The following is an 18682-nucleotide window of genomic DNA, read 5'->3' on the forward strand; positions in this document are numbered from 1 at the left end:
TAGATAAGTATAGTTATTATTAATAATACAATCCATGATACACTTTTATAGAACCTTTAATAAAACGATTCAGCCTGAATAGATGATGTTTTAATTAGATAAAGTCATTTTAAGGAGGAGTAAAATGAAGATTCTTACAATAATTGGGAGCTCTAGAGAAAACGGAAACACAGAGTTCCTTTTAAACCAGGCGATGCAGAATGTTGAGCATACTCAAATTCGCTTAAATGATTATCATATTGAACCAATCACTGATATGCGCCACACAGAAGAAGGGTTCTCTCCCATAGATGATGATTATGAGGCATTGCTTGAACAATTTTTAAATCATGACCTCATCATTTTTGTGAGTCCCATTTACTGGTTTGGCATGACTGGTCAGATGAAATTATTCTTTGATCGATGGTCTCAATACATGCGTGATGAACGGTTTGAATTCAAAGATAAAGTAAAAGGGAAGAAAGCCTATGTCATTACTGCCGGAGGAAGCAACCCGTACATTACAGGTCTGCCTATGATTCAACAGTTTGGCCACATTTTCGACTTTGTCGGTATGAGCTTTATCGATTACGTCATTGGTCATGCTGTTAAACCTGGTGAAATCAAAGAAGATCCCCTTGCTCTGGATAAAATGAACACTTGGAATCAGACATTAAGAAACCTAAGTGTTCCCTCTTAACTTGAGTTAAATTCTGACATATAATTAAAATTAGAATAAATTGACTTAAGAGGAGATGGACTCTATGTTGAAGCAGGCTACCCCTTATCTCATTTTTCCTGGTAATGCCAAAGAGGCACTTAACTTTTACAAGACTGTTTTTGAGGGAGAGATCAGCAGCGTTCAGACATTTGGTGAAGCGGATATGGACATCCCTGAAGGTACAGAAGACCGTATCCTGCATGCCAGATTTAAAAAGGATGAGCTGTTTTTTATGGTTTCTGACTCATTTGGCCCTTCTGTGCAAATCGGGGAGCAGGTATCTCTAGTATTAGAAGTAGAAAGCCATGAAGAAATTCAAATCTATTATGATCGTTTAATCAATGGTGGAAAAGTCCTGATGGAACTTCAAGACACCTTTTGGGGAGCTACTTATGCAAAAGTCCAGGATCCTTTTAATATCGTATGGGATTTGAATTATACAAAAGGATAAAAAAAGCGGCTCAACTTCGAGCCGCTTTTTTTATCCTTCCAAATGCTTTGTACAATTGTATTCATTAAAAGTCCAGGATCCACCCTCATGCATGACTACGGAGACCGATGTATTCTTCATATGATCATCATGTAGGAGGTCCTCTTTTTTGTCCAACTCTCTTAATAGATGCCCGATTAAAGCGCCATGACTCACCACAAGGATGTTACTGCCTTTATGTTTATCCAGCATTGCTTCTATAAATTCCACCCCACGCTTGATCACACTTCCCCGGGGCTCCCATCCAAGATCGAGTGACCTCCATCCTTCTCCCCATCGGGCCACCCGCTCCTGCTCTGTTGTTCCTTCAATCTGTCCCCCGCCTGCTTCTCTCAAACGCGGGTCAAAATGAACCTTAAGATGGGTCCGCCTGCTAATCTCCTCAGCTGTCTGTTTCGCTCTTCCTAAAGGACTGGAGTACAATAGATCCCAAGATTCATCTTTCAGCCTGTCTGCCAATTTTACAGCTTCTTCTTTACCGTCATAGTCCAATGGGATATCGGAACTTCCCTGCGCCCGCTTTTCTTTATTCCAGGATGTACTCCCATGTCGTATAAACGCTATCTTTGTCATTTAACCAACCTCCCCTCTTAAAATTCTATATGCATGAAGATAAACCCTTTTGATTCTAAATCTAAGGGAGAGTCACTACATAAAGATAATTAAACGAAGACAGACCTGCATTAATAATCATGCTCTGTTAAAGTTCAGTGTTGCTATTTAATATTAGGTTTGTTCAAGAATTGAGTTTGCGAGAAAATTTCCGCTCGTTGAGTAAAAGGCGGGCCGGGAAACGACTCGCTTTCCGGTCCTGAACGATGAAGGGTGGTTCGATGTTGGCTATTGACGTGCCGAACTTAATCGAACTTCCCTTGTGAACTGAGCCTGTGGAAAGCGAGACGTTCCCCAGTCCCCTCGTTCAACAAACGTAACGGCCCCATCCAAGTAAACATATTTCCGCTTCTAGTTTTCGATATAAGAGGCTTAAATCAACTTACTTTATCAGAGCCAAAAATTAAAAAGATACCTTTCTCTATGAACCAATAAGAGAACAACTTGAAAGAGGCTACTAAAAAAAGGAGACCACTTTCGAAGAGTGGTCTCCTTCAATCCTCAGTCTAAATCTAAATCTGTTACTGCTCCTTTAGCAGAAGAGGATACGAGCCGGGCGTACTTGGCAAGTACTCCTGTCTTATGTTTAGGTTCAGGACGTTTCCATTCCTCTTTGCGACGCTCGTATTCTTCATCGCTGACAGTAAAGTTAATTTGTTGTGTATCACTATCAATGGTAATCGTATCTCCGTTTTGAAGTAAGCCAATCGGCCCTCCAACGGCTGCTTCCGGTGCAACATGGCCGATTACGAATCCGTGCGATCCTCCCGAGAAGCGTCCATCAGTTAACAAGGCTACTTTACCACCTAGACCTTTACCTACAATCATTGCGGTAATGGACAGCATTTCCGGCATACCCGGTCCACCTTTAGGACCAACATTCCGAATGACAAGCACATCCCCCGCTTTAATTTCATCGCTGACGATGGCTTCTGTCGCTTCATCTTCGCTGTCATATACCTTTGCAGGTCCTTCGAAACGGCTGATTTTTTGACCAGACATTTTAGCTACTGCACCTTCTGGAGCTAGATTTCCCTTCATAACGACCAAAGGCCCTTTAGGTTTAATTGGTTGATCAAAAGGAACAATCACTTTCTGTCCCTCTTTGAGAGAAGGAACTTCAGCCAGGTTCTCTGCAACCGTTTTTCCTGTAACTGTTAAGCAGTCTCCATGAAGGAGGCCTTCTTCAAGAAGCAGCTTCATCACAGCCGGTACGCCGCCGCTCTCATAAAGATCCTGCATTACATACTTACCGCTTGGTTTCATATCAGCAATATGTGGAACTTCTTGTCTGATTCGTTCGAAATCATCGAGTTCTAGATCCACTCCTGCAGAATGAGCGATGGCTAAAAGGTGTAAAAATGCGTTTGTCGATCCACCTAGCGCCATAACAACTGTAATTGCATTTTCAAATGCTTCCTTTGTCATAATGTCTCTTGGATAAATATCTTTCTTCAAGAGTTCTATGACAAGTTCACCTGCTTGTTTACATTCTGTTTCTTTGTAGTCATTAACCGCTGGAGTTGAGGAAGATCCAGGAATACTCATACCTAATGCTTCAACAGCAGAGGCCATGGTATTTGCCGTATACATTCCTCCACAGGCACCTGCCCCCGGACATGCATGGCACTCTACCTTATGAAGCTGCTCTTCATTAATTTGTCCTTCATGATACTGTCCAACCGCCTCAAAAGAAGAAACAATATCAATATCTTCTCCGTTTAATTTACCAGGTTGAATTGTCCCACCATATACATATACAGATGGAATATTTAAACGACCAATTGAAATTAAGCAGCCGGGAGTTGTTTTATCACAGCCTCCAATGGCAACGATACCATCAAGCCGCTCTGCGTTTGTTACCGTTTCAATAGAATCTGCAATGACTTCACGACTCGGTAATGAATAAAACATTCCTTCGTGTCCCATTGCAATCCCATCGGCTACAGTTATTGTATTAAAAATCATCGGGGCGCCGCCGTTTTCACCGGCTCCACTCTTCGCTTCTCTTGCAAGCTTATCGATATGTACATTACAGGGAGTGACTTCACTCCAGGTGCTCGCAATACCGATCATTGGTTTTTGGAAGTCCTCATCTGTGAACCCTACAGCTCTAAGCATCGACCGGTTTGGGACTCGATTGACACCTTCACTGATGACTTTACTTTTTATTCTAAGATCTTTATTCGTCTTTTCCATCCCAGACACCTCACATTAATAAAAAAATGATTGATTCAATAAAGTAAAAACAACTTATCATGATGATACTAACAAGAAGAGGTCTTGGCAATGACTTTTCTGAATATATCGAACTTTCCCTCTTGTTTAAGCGCTTTCTCTTTGGGAAAAAAAAGAAAAAAAGCCTGCTCTTAAGAGCAGACCTTCTTTATATAGGGTGGTGAATTTACACATTTGCAGGTTTAAACGTCTTACAATCCGTCTCTTCACTGTGGCTCGCACGACTTCCCTTGTGACTGACTACAAAGATTTCATCAGCCCCGCAGGAAACACCATTGCGATTGTAAACACAGTTCTGAACCTCACAACGTACATCCAGTGCCATTGTTCCACACCTCCCTACAGGTTTTATTTTCTCTATGTCCATAAGAGTTATACCTAACATAAATGCCCTGTATTCCCATAATCGAAATTCATCCTCAAGGACTAGGAGAATGTATGATAAAATAAGAAACGTGCTTGCTGGAAGAAGAACTTTACTGTTTGTTTGTTCATAAACTAATGAAAAACAAACCATGTGTCAGAAAGCTTTCTGTTTAAAAAATATACAACAAATAATAGGACTGATGTTCATGGATAGAAAAACGGAAATTCACAATAAATTATTAAAACTCGTCAAAAGTGACAATGTGAAAGTAGATGAATTGTTAAAAGACCACTTGTACACGAAACTTGGGGGGAAAGCAGACTTTTTTATAACTCCCACCAGCTATGAAGAGGTACAAAATGTCGTGAAGCTTTCAAATGAGGACGACATCCCTTTTACTTTACTTGGCAATGGGTCAAACCTAATCATTAAAGACGGTGGAATTCGCGGCATTGTCATAAATTTAAAGTATTTGAACAACATTAGTTCTGATGGCCATACTGTAGTCGCTCAAAGCGGTGCTCGAATCATTGACGCCTCCCGCTATGCATTGGAAAAACATTTATCCGGCCTCGAATTTGCATGTGGCATTCCTGGGACCGTCGGTGGTGCTTTGTATATGAATGCAGGAGCATACGGCGGCGAAATCAAGGACGTTCTTGACTATGCCTATGTCATTGACAAATCCGGTAAATTAGTTAAAAGGCTGGCCTCTGAGCTTGACCTTGATTACCGTACAAGCAACATTCCTGATCGTGGGGATATTGTTGTAGAAGCTACATTTAATTTAAAACCAGCCAATTATGAAGAAATTAAAGCTGTTATGGATGATTTAACTTATAAAAGGGAATCGAAACAGCCTCTTGAGTATCCCTCATGCGGAAGTGTATTCAAGCGGCCGCCTGGATATTTTGCAGGAAAACTAATTCAAGACAGCGATTTACAAGGCACGAACATTGGTGGTGCAGAAGTTTCTAAGAAGCACGCTGGGTTTATTGTTAATAAAGACAATGCCTCCACCACTGACTATATTTCATTAATCGAACATGTTCAAAAAACCGTTAAAGAGAAGTTTGGTGTTGATTTAGAAAGAGAAGTCCGCATTATCGGAGAAGATAAAGAATAAGTAAAAGCGAGGACAGCCGATAATGGCTGTCCTCGCTTTTTCATAACTACTTAGTGTTTTTAAGATTTCAATACAGCTACTATTTTTCCTCTTACGTGTCGCTCTGAAAGACGCTCTAGAGAAGAAGGGACTTCTTCTAACTTAATGGTTTCACTCAATAATGGGGATAAATTCCCTTCAGCCACCATCCCAAGCATTTCATCGCCAATAACAGCTAGATCTTTTTGCGATTCCTTATCTGCTTTGTGGGCAGCTGCAAGTGCAATCTCATGATAAGACACAACTTTAGTAAATGAATGAATTTTAGTGAAGTCAGGTGCACCTGCGATATATACCATATGCCCCATGAAAGCTAGATCATCCAGGGAGGCTGTAGCATTTTCGCGGCTTACGGCATCAACTACAGCATCCACTCCTCTTCTGTTAGTAATTTGCTGGACTCTGTCTTGGACATCTTCATTCTTATAATCAATCACATAGTCCGCTCCAAGAGAAGTAACGTACTCATGATTATGGGCAGAAGCTGTCGTAATCACTGTCTTTCCAGCCGCCTTAGCGAGCTGGATACCAAAACCACCGACACCCCCGGCACCGGCATGAATGAGAATGGTGTTTACTTGTTCTAAAGGCAGCTTACGATGAATGGCCTGATATGCCGTATAACCAGCTGTAGGGAGGGCGGCCGCCTCTTCAAAGCTTACTCCATCCGGAATACGAGAAGCTGTATGAGCAGTCGTTACCGCAAATTCAGCATAACCGCCTTTTTTCATTAAGTCACCGTGATAAACCACACGATCTCCAATCTCCCACTCCGTCACTCCAGAGCCAAGTTCAACAACTTTACCTGCAACATCCAAGCCAAGAACATGAGGATAGCTCCAGCTCGGATTTCCGTTTGCAGCTGTTTTATAATCTACAGGGTTTAAACCCGCAGCATAAACCTCCACCAGAATTTCCCCTTCTTCAGGCTTAGGTTTCTCTATGTCTTCTACCTTCATTTCTTTCCATTGATTAGGTTCATGTAATAGTAAAGCTTTCATTTGGTTCATCTCCTTCTTAATTCCTTTAGCTTGCAGGAATACTTAATATAATAAAGCCCTGTTTTCATATATACAAGCAGGCACTTTTAAGTAACCACCTCTACTAAGCATTACTCAGACAACACTTAAATTTCTGAGCATTCTCTTATATAAGAAAGACTCAATAAAAGCTTTATGATGATTCCATATGTGCTCCCTTATACGAAAGGGATTGCTTTCCTGCAGAGTCATGAGTATTTAAGGAAACAAAAAAGACAGCCCTTTTAATGACTGCCTTTCACATTTTATTCATTTATGACATCCATTTAGGAGGGGTATTTTTCTCCCAGTACACATCTCCAATTTGATGGTGTTTCATAAAGTTATCATCTTGAAGGTGATAATGAAAATTGAACCAATACCCTTCACCAGGGCGCTTATCACGTCGAACATGGAAACGGGCAACTTCTTCATTAGTTAAATGATTATAGATGTTGAATATCCTTTCGCCATATCCTGAGGCTGGTTCTTCAGTTATTTCATAATAAGGAACCTGACCTTCGCCCGCAGAGGATAATATCTCATCCAGTGCTTCCTCCATTTTTGGGAGGATTGAAGTGGTCAGATCTTCATCTACTTTATCAAGAATGCGCGGTCCCATCTTTGCTACCGTCTGGGCACGTGCTTGTTCAGTAAAGGAATCAATCAGTCCATCTGTCTGCAGTGGTTCATCCGATAAAACCTCCGGGAACTCTTCTACTTCCGGTGATATCGTTGACTGGCTGTAATGATTGTGTTCTGACAGTTCCTTCTTCTCTGCAGCATCGGTATCCAGTTGAGTCGGCGGAACGTACATCCCCAAAGTTAGTAAAGATATGAGAACAACGAATATTCTTCTCATTAGAGGCTTCATACGGACAATCTCCCTTGTATGTAATCTCTTTCCATTGTATCATTTCCTGCTTAAATGTCTATGAGAAAAAAGAAACCGTTTCCATAGAATGCATTTTAGGCAGCCCCACTATTTTCCCTTCCTGAAGCAGCATTCATAAAGTTCAAGCGGAAGTCAATATTATCTTTTTCTGGTACATGGATTTAAAAGAAAGGGGCATCCTTAATTAAGAAAATGTTAAGAGGAGGAAGTTGAATGAATCAGAATCAAAATCAAGCTCAACAAGGGACACAAATCCCACCGAACATGATGAACCCCAATCATGGCGGCCATGAATTGTTTGATGCCCACGAAGTGATTGCGACGATTATTAATATGCTTGACCAATATCAGATGTATGCTCAACACATCCAGGATCCAGAACTTCAAAGTATTCAACAAAGGCAGCATGCTTTTGTTACCCAGATGTACAATACAATAGTACAGAGTTTCCAAAGTGGACAGGACCCCACCCAGAAGACCCAGCAATATAAGATGCAGCAAAGCAATGAGGTCGTCTACGGCGTCAAGCCTGGTCAGCCGAAGAAACCGAATCAATCCGTGAGTGACCTGGCTGATAATGGCCTCTCAGCTTACATGCTGGGGCATACCAAATCGCTGGCCACTTTATTGTCCATGACTGCTTTAGAAATGACAAATCCTGTCCTGCGTCGTGTGATCGCTGACAGTGTGCCAAATTTCATTGAAATGAGCTATGAAATATTTCTTTACCAGAATAAACATGGATACTATCAAGTGCCACAGTTAAACCAGCAGGATATGAATACAATGTTACAAAGCTACACACCTGTTCAACAGGGAAATGCTCCACATTAAAAGGCGTGGCCAATCTAGACATCTGCTGAAAAGCAGGTGTCTTTTTTCAAACACTTTTGGGAAAATGAAAGCAAAGAAACTCTTCCCTACGCTCGAATTCAAGTATGACAGAGTCTTAACCACTATTGGAAGTCCTCCATTTGTAAATCAACACCATCGTTCTACAAAACGATTAATTAATATATCCTTTGCAAAATAGTATAGTATATAGACAAGCATTGGAAGGGGGATCTTATGTTTTTCAGTTATATCTTACTAGGCCTGTCCTTATCAGCTCCGATTGGCCCTATTAATGCCGCGCAGTTAGAGAAAGGCGTCCGTTATGGATTTTTTCACGCATGGCTCGTCGGCCTCGGAGCCATGGCCGCAGATGGCCTGTTTATGCTTCTTATTTATTTCGGTCTTGCCCAGTATGTAGAATTACCTTTAGTTAAAACATTTCTTTGGTGCTTCGGTGCTTTTGTACTTATTTATACAGGAATTGAGAGTATGACCGCGGCTGATTCCTCCAGGGCGTCCTCAACGAAAAGCAGCACAAAGAAAAAGGCATTCAAGGTTGGATTTTTCATGGCCCTCTCCAACCCCCTCAATATCTTATTTTGGCTGGGCATCTACGGATCAATCCTTGCAGAAATCTCCTCTTCCTATGAACAACTTCAACTATTGATTTACAGCGGTGGTATATTTGTTGGAATTATGATTTGGGACTTAACGATGGCTGGAGCAGCTTCATGGTCCAGAAGATGGATGACGTCAAAAATTCTTAAAGGAATTTCCATGGCTTCTGGAATCGTCCTGATCGGCTTCGGGGTGTACTTTGGATTTAAGGCATTTTCTATGATTATTGGCTAGACAGTCACCTATTTCTTTCCCTCCCAATAGTATATGGATGTATTCTTAGGAGGGAAATTCAGATGTTATACACGAAAGAAATGATGGAAGAACAGACAACAGACCTTGCTGATTGGCAAAAGGAGGTCTATGAGCATTTCTCTATAATGATGACAAGCAAAGATAACGCCTATCCTTGTGTCCCCGGCGTGCAGGGATTCGTAAAAAATATGCTGCGATTCGGTTTTGTAGAAGATCCGAGGACCGACTCATCAGCAGATGGTCTGGCCTGTCTTCTAAAAGAATATGGGAACATTTCCCGGGAAACAGGAAACTATGCATCCCTTGTCGTTTTCTGTGATACTCGGTCACTAATAGAAGAAGAAGCTGCTATTGAAGATTATGAAGAGATTTTCTGGGCTTTATTAAATGCCACCCATCGCTTGGATGAAGCTGAATGGCCAAAGGACATCCCGATGGATCCGGAAAACCAGTCCTGGGAATTTTGTTATAACGGTGAACCCTATTTTGCGTTTTGTGCCACGCCTGCCCACAAGGTTCGAAAGAGCAGGGGTTTCCCATGCTTACTTCTTGCTTTTCAGCCTAGATGGGTCTTTGACGAAATAAATGCCTCAACATCTCTTGGAAAGAAATTAAAGAACATCATTCGCAAACGCCTTGTTACGTATGATGACATGCCTCCCCACCCTGCCTTAAAATGGTATGGTCAGGAAGATAATTATGAATGGAAACAATACTTTCTTCACGATGATGATACATCCATTCCACAATGCCCTTTTATGGCATTGAAAAAAAGGCTGAAAAGTTTACGCCCCTGAAGCGGGCGTTTTCCTTTGCTTAAAGAAGGCAGCTACAGCAATCACGAAGATAAAACAAAGGCTCACAAAAAAACCGATTCTCGTCATGTTATCTAATAATGTCCCACTGACTGCTAATCCAATCAATAGAATTCCCACATAAACGACAACAACTTCCCTTGTACTTCTCCCCATTAACCTGCGATAAGAAAACAAAATAAATATCCAGTTGTAAAGAAGCATTAAACCGGCTGCGGTGGTGATGTATTCAAAGATGTTTTCCGGGAGAACGACAGCCAGAAGGATAGAAAGAATGACAACGATTACCGTAAGAGCGAATGCCGGTTTAGACACTTTCCCTTCCTTCTTCTGCGCAAAAATCCTTGGCGCATCGCCTTCCTCGCTCAACGTCATCAACATTGTAGTAACGGCATACAAGGAAGCCACCATAGTTGAAAAACCTGCAATAATGAGGATGCCATTAAATACATGAGGAAACCACGGAAGGGAATCATTTTTCAAGGCGGTCAGAAAAGGACTTTCATCTGTCGATATATTTCTCCATTCGGTCAGCTTCAAAACAAAATAAAAAGCACATACATAGAAGAGAGTGAGCAAGATCAGCATAAGTGTCCCCGATTTTGGGGCTTCTTTAGGCTCTTTCAGCTCATTAGCCATGAGCCCCATAACTTCAATTCCGCCAAACGCATAGAAAGCGTAAAGAAGCGCTGCCCATATTCCCAGTCCTCCTTCACTAAAGAAAGGCTGTAAAGGTGTTTCCCCCTGTCTTGAAGCCTCCCCGGGCCCGATCACTCCGAACAAAGCTAAACAAGCAAGGATAATAAACATCAAAATGGCTGATACCTTTATTAATCCGAACATATTCTCCATCTTCTCCACCTGTCGCACGCCTAACTTTATGACGAATAACCCCAGACATGCAAAGATAGCCGCAAAGGACCAAAGAGGCAGACCTGGAAACCAAAACTGGGCAAATATAGACAAAGCGGTTAATTGACTCCCCATTATGAGCATTTCACTCGACCAATAAACCCAGCCATTGCTAAATCCAGCCCAGCTTCCAAAAGCTTGGCTCGCATATGTACGAAAGGACCCTTTCTCTGGATGATGAGCCGTTAAATTGGCAAGAGAGCGAAAGACGATATATGTACCTGCGCCAGCTGTGAAATAAACCAGCAGCACGGCTGGTCCTGCTTTTTCAATAGCTATACTCGATCCAAGAAAGAACCCCGTACCAATAATACAACCAATGCCTATAAAGGATAACTGCCACCAGGATAACTTCTCTTCTTGCTGACATTTTTTCAATATTTCTCACCTCTTCTCAGGTTAGTTTGAGGTGATTCCTCCGGATTATGTAGCGATTCAGAGGAATGTTTTTTATATTAACGGAAAAAGTATCACAAGAGGTGTAGGAAGGAATGTGATACAAAATGGCTGTGAGTGTAAAGCCAAATTGTTGGAATGAGTATGATGAATTGAAACGTGTCATTGTGTGTTCTCCATCTGTCTTGAAAGTACCGGATTTAAAAACAGCCAATGATGTTCAATGGGAAAAGCCAGTAAATCCTGAAAAAACACGAGCTGACTTTATGAATATGGTTGAGGCAATGGAGAAAGAGGGAGTAGAGGTGATGGACTATTCAGACGCCCTTCAACCTGACGAGACTGCCTTCCACGAACAGTTACTTAATCGTGTATTTGTCAGGGACCTGGCCTGTGTCTTTGGAACAACAGTAATCCCAGGAGAAGGCGGTACTACCATGAGGAGACCCGAATACTTATATGCTCATCGGATTTTTGAAGATTGGTTCTCTTCTGAGTCCTTCTCTATAAAGGAAAATAACAACGTGAATGCACTTGAGTTTGGGGATTGTATGGTGCTGAGCAAAGATGCCGTCTTTTTTAATACTGGACTACGGACCAGCTTTGAAAGCGTGGATATATTAAAAACAAAACTATTTGAATCAGGGTTTTCGGAAGTAGGAGTTATTGATCTGCCAAGACGCGGAGATACAATGCATATGGACATGAACGGAAATGTAGTGGGCCCGGATATTTTTTTAGCAAAAAGTTATATGAGATATTTTCCCGTTCAAGTATTAAAAAGGAACGGAAGTTCTTATATGATGATGCATGAGTTCCTAAATAGACATGGATATGATGTAATCTGGGCAGACGATGTGAAGCATACCGTTGCAGATATAAATTTTCTTAATCTTAACCCTGATACGATTCTTATTAGTACAAAGGCTCACAAAAAAATTCTGCATCACGAAAAACTGAAGAAAAAACGACTAATTGAAATAAGCGTAGATGAACTTGAAAAAGGAGGCGGCGGAATACGCTGTATGACATTGCCTGTTGAACGCCGATAAAAAAAGGCTCCCAACGGGAGCCTCTTTTTTATCTTACGCTTCTTTTATTGTTCTTTTTTTCTTTTTACCAAATTTGCTAAGCATTTCATAAACGACCGGTACAATAAGCAGGGTCAATAATGTAGAACTGGCTAAACCGCCAATAACGGTGATTCCCAGCCCTTTACTAATAATTGAGCCGCCTTCAAAGCCTAAGGCTAACGGAAGCAGAGCACCAATGGTAGCAAGCGCCGTCATTAAAATTGGACGGACCCTCGTCACACCAGCATCAAGAAGAGCCTCCCTTGTGGTAAATCCTTCTTTTTCTCTTTGAATAACACGGTCAATTAATACAATGCCATTTGTAACTACGATACCAATTAACATGAGAGCACCTATCAAGGCAGAGATACTCAACGTCTCGCCGCCAATCAGCAAGCCAAGAACAGCTCCGATAATGGTAAATGGCAGGGCGAAAAGAATAGCAAATGGAGCAAGCGCGCCTCCAAAGAAAATAACTAAAATGAGATACACAATAGCAATGGCAGCCAGCATAGCTAGGCCTAATTGACTAAAGGATTCATTAATATCCTCTGTGACTCCGCCGATTTTAATGTCAATCGAAGCTGGATGATCGATATCCTTTAAACTTTCCTGAACATTTGCGGAAACAGCTCCAATATCATCAGTTGTAGCTTTTGCACTGACATTGGCGTACACCTTTCCATTGCGACGGCTGATTGTATCTTCTGTCGTGCCTTCTTCAACTTCAACCAATTCACCAATCGCAACGGATGTTCCTAATGGAGACTGAACTTCTTTATCTGTTAGGTCTTCAATACTAGCAAAGTTATCTTTTTCGACTTCCAGATAAACTTGAAGTTCTTCTCCGTCCTGTTGAATCGTCGTAATCTTCGGCCGCTCCTGGTTTGGATTAAGCTCCATGCCCAGTTGAGCGGCTGTTAATCCCAGCTGACTCATTTTTTCCTGGTCAGCAATTAACGTGTATTCCTCATAGGATTCAGAAAGACTTGATTCAGGATCTTTTAAGTCTTCCTCTTGAGCTAGAATTTCTTCAACTTGGGATACATATGGTTTAATTTCATCCATGTTTTCTCCGAACACCTGAACCTGTATGTCATTACTAGCGCCAGTTGAAGAGAAGTCCTGATTGGTCCATTCCCCATTTTCGGTCATTTCTTTCAAATCAGCCATAACGGCTTCCTTTTCCTGATCAAAGTTCTCTGTGTCATCTTCGTACTCCACAAAGAATGCCGCCTGATTGCTCGCACCAGGATTCATTGGGTTTTCTCCACCCACAGAATATTGGATTGTTTTCACTTGATCACGGTCATTAAAAAATTCTTGTGCATTGGCAGCTACTTCTTCCACGTCCTCAATGGTTTGACCAGGGGAAGGGCTATACGTAGGCATAACCATTTTTTGATCTTCAGATGGAAGGAAGCTTACACCAACGACAGGAATTAAAGCAACACTTCCGACTAGAATAGCAACAGCAACAATGGACGTTATAATCTTGTGATTTAAAACACTCTCCAGTACGGATCGATACCATTTAGCTATTCTTCCCGGACCTTCATGATGCCCTTTCTGTGCTCTTTCCTTAGTAAGCAGGGAATGAGACATCATTGGTACGATCGTTACAGCTACGACTAATGAAGCTAGTAGTGCGAACACAACCGTTAATGCAAATGGCATGAAGATTTGTCCGACAACTCCCTGCACTAAACCAAGAGGCAGGAATACAGCAATCGTAACAAGCGTGGAAGATAAGATCGGCATAAACATTTCTTTCGTTGCTGCTCTGATCAGCTCTTTTCCTTCTAACTGTTCATCACTTAAAGACATACGTCTGTATATATTCTCGACTACCACGATGGAATCATCAACCACACGTCCAATCGCAACAGTCATGGCTCCAAGCGTCATAATGTTAAGAGTAATCCCCATTTGATTTAGCACCAAAATCGCAATCAGTAAGGAAAGCGGAATGGATACTACTGAGATTAACGTCGTTCTAAAGTTACGAAGGAACAAGAGAATGACAATAATCGCAAACAGGCCTCCAAACAACGCCTTGTTTAACATCGTGCTTACTGACTCTTCAATCGGTTCTCCCTGATCAAAGGAGTAGACAAACGATGCGCCCTCAAGTTCATCTTCAAAATCAGATACTTGTTCTTTCACAAGGTTTACAACATCAACCGTATTTGCTTCTTGTGATTTTATAATCTGGATAGAAATAGACTCCTGCCCATTTGTTCTGGAAATGGACTCTGCCTGACCTACAATTTCCAGGTCAGCAATTTCTCCTAACGCTACTGTAGGGATTCCTTGCTGAGCGTTTGCAGCGTCAGCAGCGGAGTTTGTTTCTGTTCCTTGGGTGCCAGGTGTACCTGGTGCAGGTGACTGGGATCTGCCCGCCTGCTGTGTTCCTTGGGAAGGAATTGCCGGGATTTGCAGCTCTTTTAAGTCTTCAAGTGAATCTACATTCCCATCAATTAAGACAGATTTCTGCGTACCATCAAAGTTGAACAACCCTAATGGGAACGTTACATTCGATCCTTGGATGATATTCTTAACTGTCTCCTCATCCATTCCTCTTTCAGCTAAGGCATCTTCATCAAACGACATTTGAACTTCCTGGACCTGCTGCCCAGAAACTTGCACGTCTGCGACTCCCTCAAGCCCTTCCAGCTGAGGAACAATATTTTCTTCCACTTCTGTGGTTAACTCTTCGAGGTTTTGATCCTCGTTTATGACACTCATACTCAGAACTGGAAAAGCATTAAAATTCACCCGGGAAACGTCTGGTTCCTGAACACCATCCGGTAAGGATACCGAGTCAACGACTTCCTGTAGTTCATCTTCTGCTTCATCTAAGTCTTTATTAAAACTGTACTCCAACTGCAGACTGGAAGCATTCTGAAAAGAGGTCGAACTGACCGTCTTCATTCCACTTAAGTTCTGCACCTGTTTCTCTAACGGTTCAGACACTCCTTCCGCGACTTCCGCAGGAGTAGCTCCCGGATAAACGGTTGTTACAGTGATAATTGGTGGATCAATATCTGGTATCGTCTCTAATTTCATATTTAGTCCTGAATAGAGACCAGCTGCTGTAATAATAATGGTCATTAACCACACAGCAAACTTATTATTCATTGAGAAATCAATGATCTTTTTCACTCTTGTTCCCCCTTAATTGACTGATCGGTCATCACGTTATAAAATATACATGACCAATCAGTCAAAGGTCAAGGATTTATAACTTACTTTTGGAAAGGTGTACGCTCAATGGACCAGAAGAAAATTAACATTATAGAAACATCCATTAAATTATTTGCCAAAAAAGGATTCAGCTCTACATCCGTTCAGGAAATTGCAAAAGCATGTAATATATCCAAAGGGGCCTTCTATCTTCAGTTCCAATCAAAGGATGAACTTCTTTATGAACTATTTGAATATTACTGGAGACGTATGCAGAAAAGGATTAATGAAGTTTCTTCAGAGCCCATGACTCCAAAAGAAAAGTTTGTGTATCAGTTGAAAGTTTCTATAGAAGAAGTGGCTGAACACCGTGAATTTATCATTATGCAGGTACGTGAACAGGCCATTCCTTTTAACGATACGATTGAAAACTTAATTAAGCGGATGCGGTATCATTCTTATATCTTTTATAAGAATCATTTATTATCCATATATGGAAAAGAAGCAGAACCTTATGTCTGGGAAGCCAGCATAACAGTCCAGAGCTTGTTTAAGAATTACATGGACTTAGTCATCATGGATAATATTGAGTTTAACTATTATGAGGTCGCTCAATCCATAGTAAATAAAATGGATTCCTTGATGAATGGGTACAAGAATAAGGTTGACCACCCAGTCATTAATAAAGAAATCATTGAAAAGATTATCCCTGATGATCACAATTTGAATCAATTCGAAGATATACTCTATCAATTAGATGAGATTAAGCAGAAAACAACCGATGAAGACCTAAAGGATACAGTAGAAGTACTTCTCCTTGAATTAAATTCCACTTCTCCACGTCATGCTGTTATCAAAGGGATGGCCTATAACTTAGAAAAGTATGAGAAATATATAGACTTAGCGTCAAAATTACGCGCTCATTTTATATAATGAGCTTATGCGTGTTCAAAACTTTTTAATGAACAGGCGCCTGACACGCCCCCCATATAGGTATACTGACGAAGCTATAAAAAAGGAAGTCTTGATAAGACTTCCTTTTTTTCATACATTCATTTAATTATGGGAAAGCGCCCCTGAGGTTGATCATCATATTAAGACGCATCTTTCATATGTGTTTGTTGAAAAATTAGACATAAAAAAACCACCAATTATGTATTGGTGGAGACGGTGGGAGTCGAACCCACGTCCGGAGATATCGGCACCCGGGCTTCTACGAGCGTAGTTGATATACTATATTTCACTACCTCTTCGGCCTACCAACAGGCTTCCGAGGAGCTAGCCTGATTAGTCTCTTCGTTTTTCCTCAGGCGGTGGAAAAACGCGTAGCCCACTTTAGTTTGAGACCCTTCATCTAGCACATGGGCGATGCCAGGAAGGATCAGCTATAGACTACTTACGCAGCTACAGCTAGGTTTTCGTTAGATTCGCCAGTTATATTTAGGCAAATGACGGTTTTACGAGACGTCGCTCGACTCGCGACCCGAGCTCGACCTATCCCCGTCGAATCCGTAACGTCCCCGTTAGGATTAAAGGGATAACAGTCAAGCTGTTTATCCATGTCGTGTTGACGACAATAATTATTATAGCAGAAATATATTATTTTTCAAGGGGGGCGCTTATTTTAAGCTTTCCTTTATCGCACGGTCGATTTCGCGCTTCTGCTGCTTCCGTTTAAGATCTTCACGTTTGTCATATTTCTTTTTACCTCTTCCGAGACCAATTAAAACTTTTGCTACACCGTTTTTGATGTACACTTTCAATGGTATGATCGAGTACCCTTTTTGCTGGGTTTGACCGATCAGCTGGTTGATTTCTTTACGATGAAGCAGCAGTTTACGGGCACGTGTAGGGTCATGGTTATAGATATTCCCTTGTTCATATGGAGAGATGTGCATGTTATGCAGGTAAGCTTCCCCTTTATTAATGCGGGCAAAACTGTCTTTCAGGTTAAGACGTCCATTGCGAATTGACTTAATTTCCGTCCCCTGCAGAACGATCCCTGCTTCAAACGTTTCTTCTATTGAAAAATCATGACGGGCTTTTTTATTTTGAGCTAGTGTTTTTCCGTGACCTCTAGGCATGACGATTTCCTCCTCTATGGCGTCCTTTTATTGTACCAAAAGTCATCTTTGTTTCCAATTCATATGGAAGGTGTCCTTTCAATTACTTTGAATAGACTTTTTCTAATGCCATGTGAGACTATAATCTTACAGATGTTATGAAAAAAGGAGCCGACTCTTAATGGAACAACTTTTGCATGTTAAATCATTAACCATGAAGGATTTCCCAGCTCTCCAAGCTATGGATACAGGCATAGAAGACGATTATGTTGTTCGAATTTTTGATCGTTTAATTACTTCAGAAGAACATAGGTTGTTCGGACTCTTTCAACACAATCAAATGCTGGCAGTCGGAGGTTACAGTCTGTTTGGTCAAAAGAAGTTCGCTATGCTCGGACGCCTGAGAAGCGACCGACGTTTTCAAACGAAAGGGAACGCAACAGAACTGTTAAAACCAATCATTAAGGATCTCAAGGAAGACCCGGACGTAAAATGGATTGGTGCCAACACCCATCTCAGTAACCTGGCAGCCAGACGCGTGCTGGATAAACTCGGAATAGAGCAAGGACCCGTCATTCATTACCTTACATTAACGCGCCCGGAGTTACTCTCCGGACACACACCGGGACCGGTGTGGAGAGAATTGGATTCAGTCGATGATAAGCGTCATCTGCTAATGAATGTAAGCGAAAATAAATTACAGATGTTCCCTTATGAATGTTACTATCCTTTACCTTTTGATAATGCTCTTTTCACGGATGAATATTTAAAAGAGGCTTCATTTTACCAAAAACCGGATAAAACAAGGTTTGTTATCGTTAAAAATGATACAAAAAAATACGATTATTCACATGTTAAATACTTTTGGGATGACCATTATGATCAGCCCGGTTTTTTTGAAACTATTGTAGATCACTGGGAAAAACACCCGCACCATGCCGGCTGTTGGATTGACTTTTCTCATCAAGGATTTCAAAACATACCTGATCCCTCTGCTTATGACGTTCAAGAACCCTGGATTCTTTATGGGGCCTGGAAATGAAA

General features: G+C 41.4%; 17 protein-coding genes and 1 other RNA gene. 9 read left to right on the forward strand and 9 right to left on the reverse strand.

The genetic code is table 11. The features are described 5' to 3' along the window. Window positions 1-124: 124 nt before the first annotated feature. Together LC036_RS07215 and LC036_RS07220 are read left to right on the forward strand one after the other, a co-directional pair. Window positions 125-679, forward strand: coding sequence for a flavodoxin family protein (locus LC036_RS07215; protein ID WP_226580344.1), 555 nt, complete (start codon window positions 125-127; stop codon window positions 677-679). Window positions 680-743: 64 nt separating this feature from the next. Beyond that, window positions 744-1151, forward strand: coding sequence for a VOC family protein (locus tag LC036_RS07220; protein ID WP_226580347.1), 408 nt, complete (start codon window positions 744-746; stop codon window positions 1149-1151). A gap of 30 nt (window positions 1152-1181) precedes the next feature. Here the strand turns inward: LC036_RS07220 and LC036_RS07225 are convergent, their stop codons facing one another. The 3 genes from LC036_RS07225 to LC036_RS07235 form a co-directional block, all read right to left on the reverse strand. Beyond that, window positions 1182-1763 (reverse strand): histidine phosphatase family protein, encoded by a 582-nt coding sequence (locus LC036_RS07225; RefSeq protein ID WP_226580351.1) that lies wholly within the window; start codon window positions 1761-1763, stop codon window positions 1182-1184. Window positions 1764-2303: 540 nt separating this feature from the next. Next, entirely contained in the window at window positions 2304-4001 is a 1698-nt protein-coding gene (ilvD, locus tag LC036_RS07230; RefSeq protein WP_226580354.1) for a dihydroxy-acid dehydratase, read from the reverse strand. A gap of 205 nt (window positions 4002-4206) precedes the next feature. Further along, a complete protein-coding gene (locus tag LC036_RS07235) occupies window positions 4207-4365 on the reverse strand; it encodes a DUF1540 domain-containing protein (RefSeq protein ID WP_226580358.1) in 159 nt (52 codons plus the stop codon). Between the two features lie 247 nt (window positions 4366-4612). Between LC036_RS07235 and murB the strand changes: the two genes are divergently transcribed. Further along, the gene (gene murB / locus LC036_RS07240) at window positions 4613-5533 is read left to right on the forward strand and encodes a UDP-N-acetylmuramate dehydrogenase (RefSeq protein WP_226580361.1); all 921 of its coding nucleotides are present in this window, start codon (window positions 4613-4615) and stop codon (window positions 5531-5533) included. Between the two features lie 59 nt (window positions 5534-5592). On the opposite strand, the gene LC036_RS07245 is transcribed toward murB, so the two are convergent. Both LC036_RS07245 and LC036_RS07250 read right to left on the reverse strand, forming a co-directional pair. Next, window positions 5593-6573 (reverse strand): zinc-binding dehydrogenase, encoded by a 981-nt coding sequence (locus LC036_RS07245; RefSeq protein WP_226580364.1) that lies wholly within the window; start codon window positions 6571-6573, stop codon window positions 5593-5595. A gap of 292 nt (window positions 6574-6865) precedes the next feature. After that, a complete protein-coding gene (locus LC036_RS07250; protein ID WP_226580366.1) occupies window positions 6866-7465 on the reverse strand; it encodes a YpjP family protein in 600 nt (199 codons plus the stop codon). 234 nt (window positions 7466-7699) lie between these two features. On the opposite strand from LC036_RS07250, the gene LC036_RS07255 reads away from it, so the two are divergent. The 3 genes from LC036_RS07255 to LC036_RS07265 all read left to right on the forward strand — a co-directional run bounded on the left by LC036_RS07255 (window position 7700) and on the right by LC036_RS07265 (window position 9990). Beyond that, window positions 7700-8320 (forward strand): spore coat protein, encoded by a 621-nt coding sequence (locus tag LC036_RS07255; RefSeq protein WP_226580369.1) that lies wholly within the window; start codon window positions 7700-7702, stop codon window positions 8318-8320. Window positions 8321-8554: 234 nt separating this feature from the next. After that, window positions 8555-9172 carry a LysE family transporter gene (locus tag LC036_RS07260; protein WP_226580373.1) on the forward strand — a complete coding sequence of 206 codons (618 nt, stop codon included), beginning with the start codon at window positions 8555-8557 and terminating at the stop codon, window positions 9170-9172. A 62-nt stretch (window positions 9173-9234) separates the two neighbouring features. Next, entirely contained in the window at window positions 9235-9990 is a 756-nt protein-coding gene (locus tag LC036_RS07265) for a YqcI/YcgG family protein (protein ID WP_226580376.1), read from the forward strand. Here LC036_RS07265 and LC036_RS07270 read toward each other — a convergent pair. Beyond that, a complete protein-coding gene (locus LC036_RS07270; RefSeq protein WP_226582443.1) occupies window positions 9979-11301 on the reverse strand; it encodes an amino acid permease in 1323 nt (440 codons plus the stop codon). The two genes, LC036_RS07265 and LC036_RS07270, sit on opposite strands and share 12 nt — an antisense overlap. Before the next feature lie 122 nt (window positions 11302-11423). Between LC036_RS07270 and LC036_RS07275 the strand changes: the two genes are divergently transcribed. Further along, window positions 11424-12368 carry an arginine deiminase family protein gene (locus LC036_RS07275; protein ID WP_226580379.1) on the forward strand — a complete coding sequence of 315 codons (945 nt, stop codon included), beginning with the start codon at window positions 11424-11426 and terminating at the stop codon, window positions 12366-12368. A gap of 33 nt (window positions 12369-12401) precedes the next feature. Here LC036_RS07275 and LC036_RS07280 read toward each other — a convergent pair whose 3' ends face one another. Further along, window positions 12402-15554 (reverse strand): efflux RND transporter permease subunit, encoded by a 3153-nt coding sequence (locus tag LC036_RS07280; RefSeq protein ID WP_226580382.1) that lies wholly within the window; start codon window positions 15552-15554, stop codon window positions 12402-12404. A 108-nt stretch (window positions 15555-15662) separates the two neighbouring features. Here LC036_RS07280 and LC036_RS07285 point away from each other — a divergent pair, with 108 nt between their 5' ends. Continuing rightward, window positions 15663-16508 carry a TetR/AcrR family transcriptional regulator gene (locus LC036_RS07285; RefSeq protein ID WP_226580385.1) on the forward strand — a complete coding sequence of 282 codons (846 nt, stop codon included), beginning with the start codon at window positions 15663-15665 and terminating at the stop codon, window positions 16506-16508. Between the two features lie 226 nt (window positions 16509-16734). On the opposite strand, the gene ssrA is transcribed toward LC036_RS07285, so the two are convergent. Together ssrA and smpB are read right to left on the reverse strand one after the other, a co-directional pair. After that, window positions 16735-17097: a transfer-messenger RNA gene (gene ssrA / locus LC036_RS07290) on the reverse strand. A gap of 97 nt (window positions 17098-17194) precedes the next feature. Further along, entirely contained in the window at window positions 17195-17659 is a 465-nt protein-coding gene (gene smpB, locus LC036_RS07295) for an SsrA-binding protein SmpB (RefSeq protein ID WP_226580388.1), read from the reverse strand. Window positions 17660-17819: 160 nt separating this feature from the next. On the opposite strand from smpB, the gene LC036_RS07300 reads away from it, so the two are divergent. Next, window positions 17820-18680, forward strand: a complete 861-nt coding sequence (locus LC036_RS07300) for a GNAT family N-acetyltransferase (protein ID WP_226580391.1) — start codon at window positions 17820-17822, stop codon at window positions 18678-18680. The last annotated feature ends 2 nt before the right edge of the window (window positions 18681-18682 follow it).

The organism is Halobacillus litoralis, assembly GCF_020524025.1.
Classification (GTDB): domain Bacteria; phylum Bacillota; class Bacilli; order Bacillales; family Halobacillaceae; genus Halobacillus; species Halobacillus litoralis_D.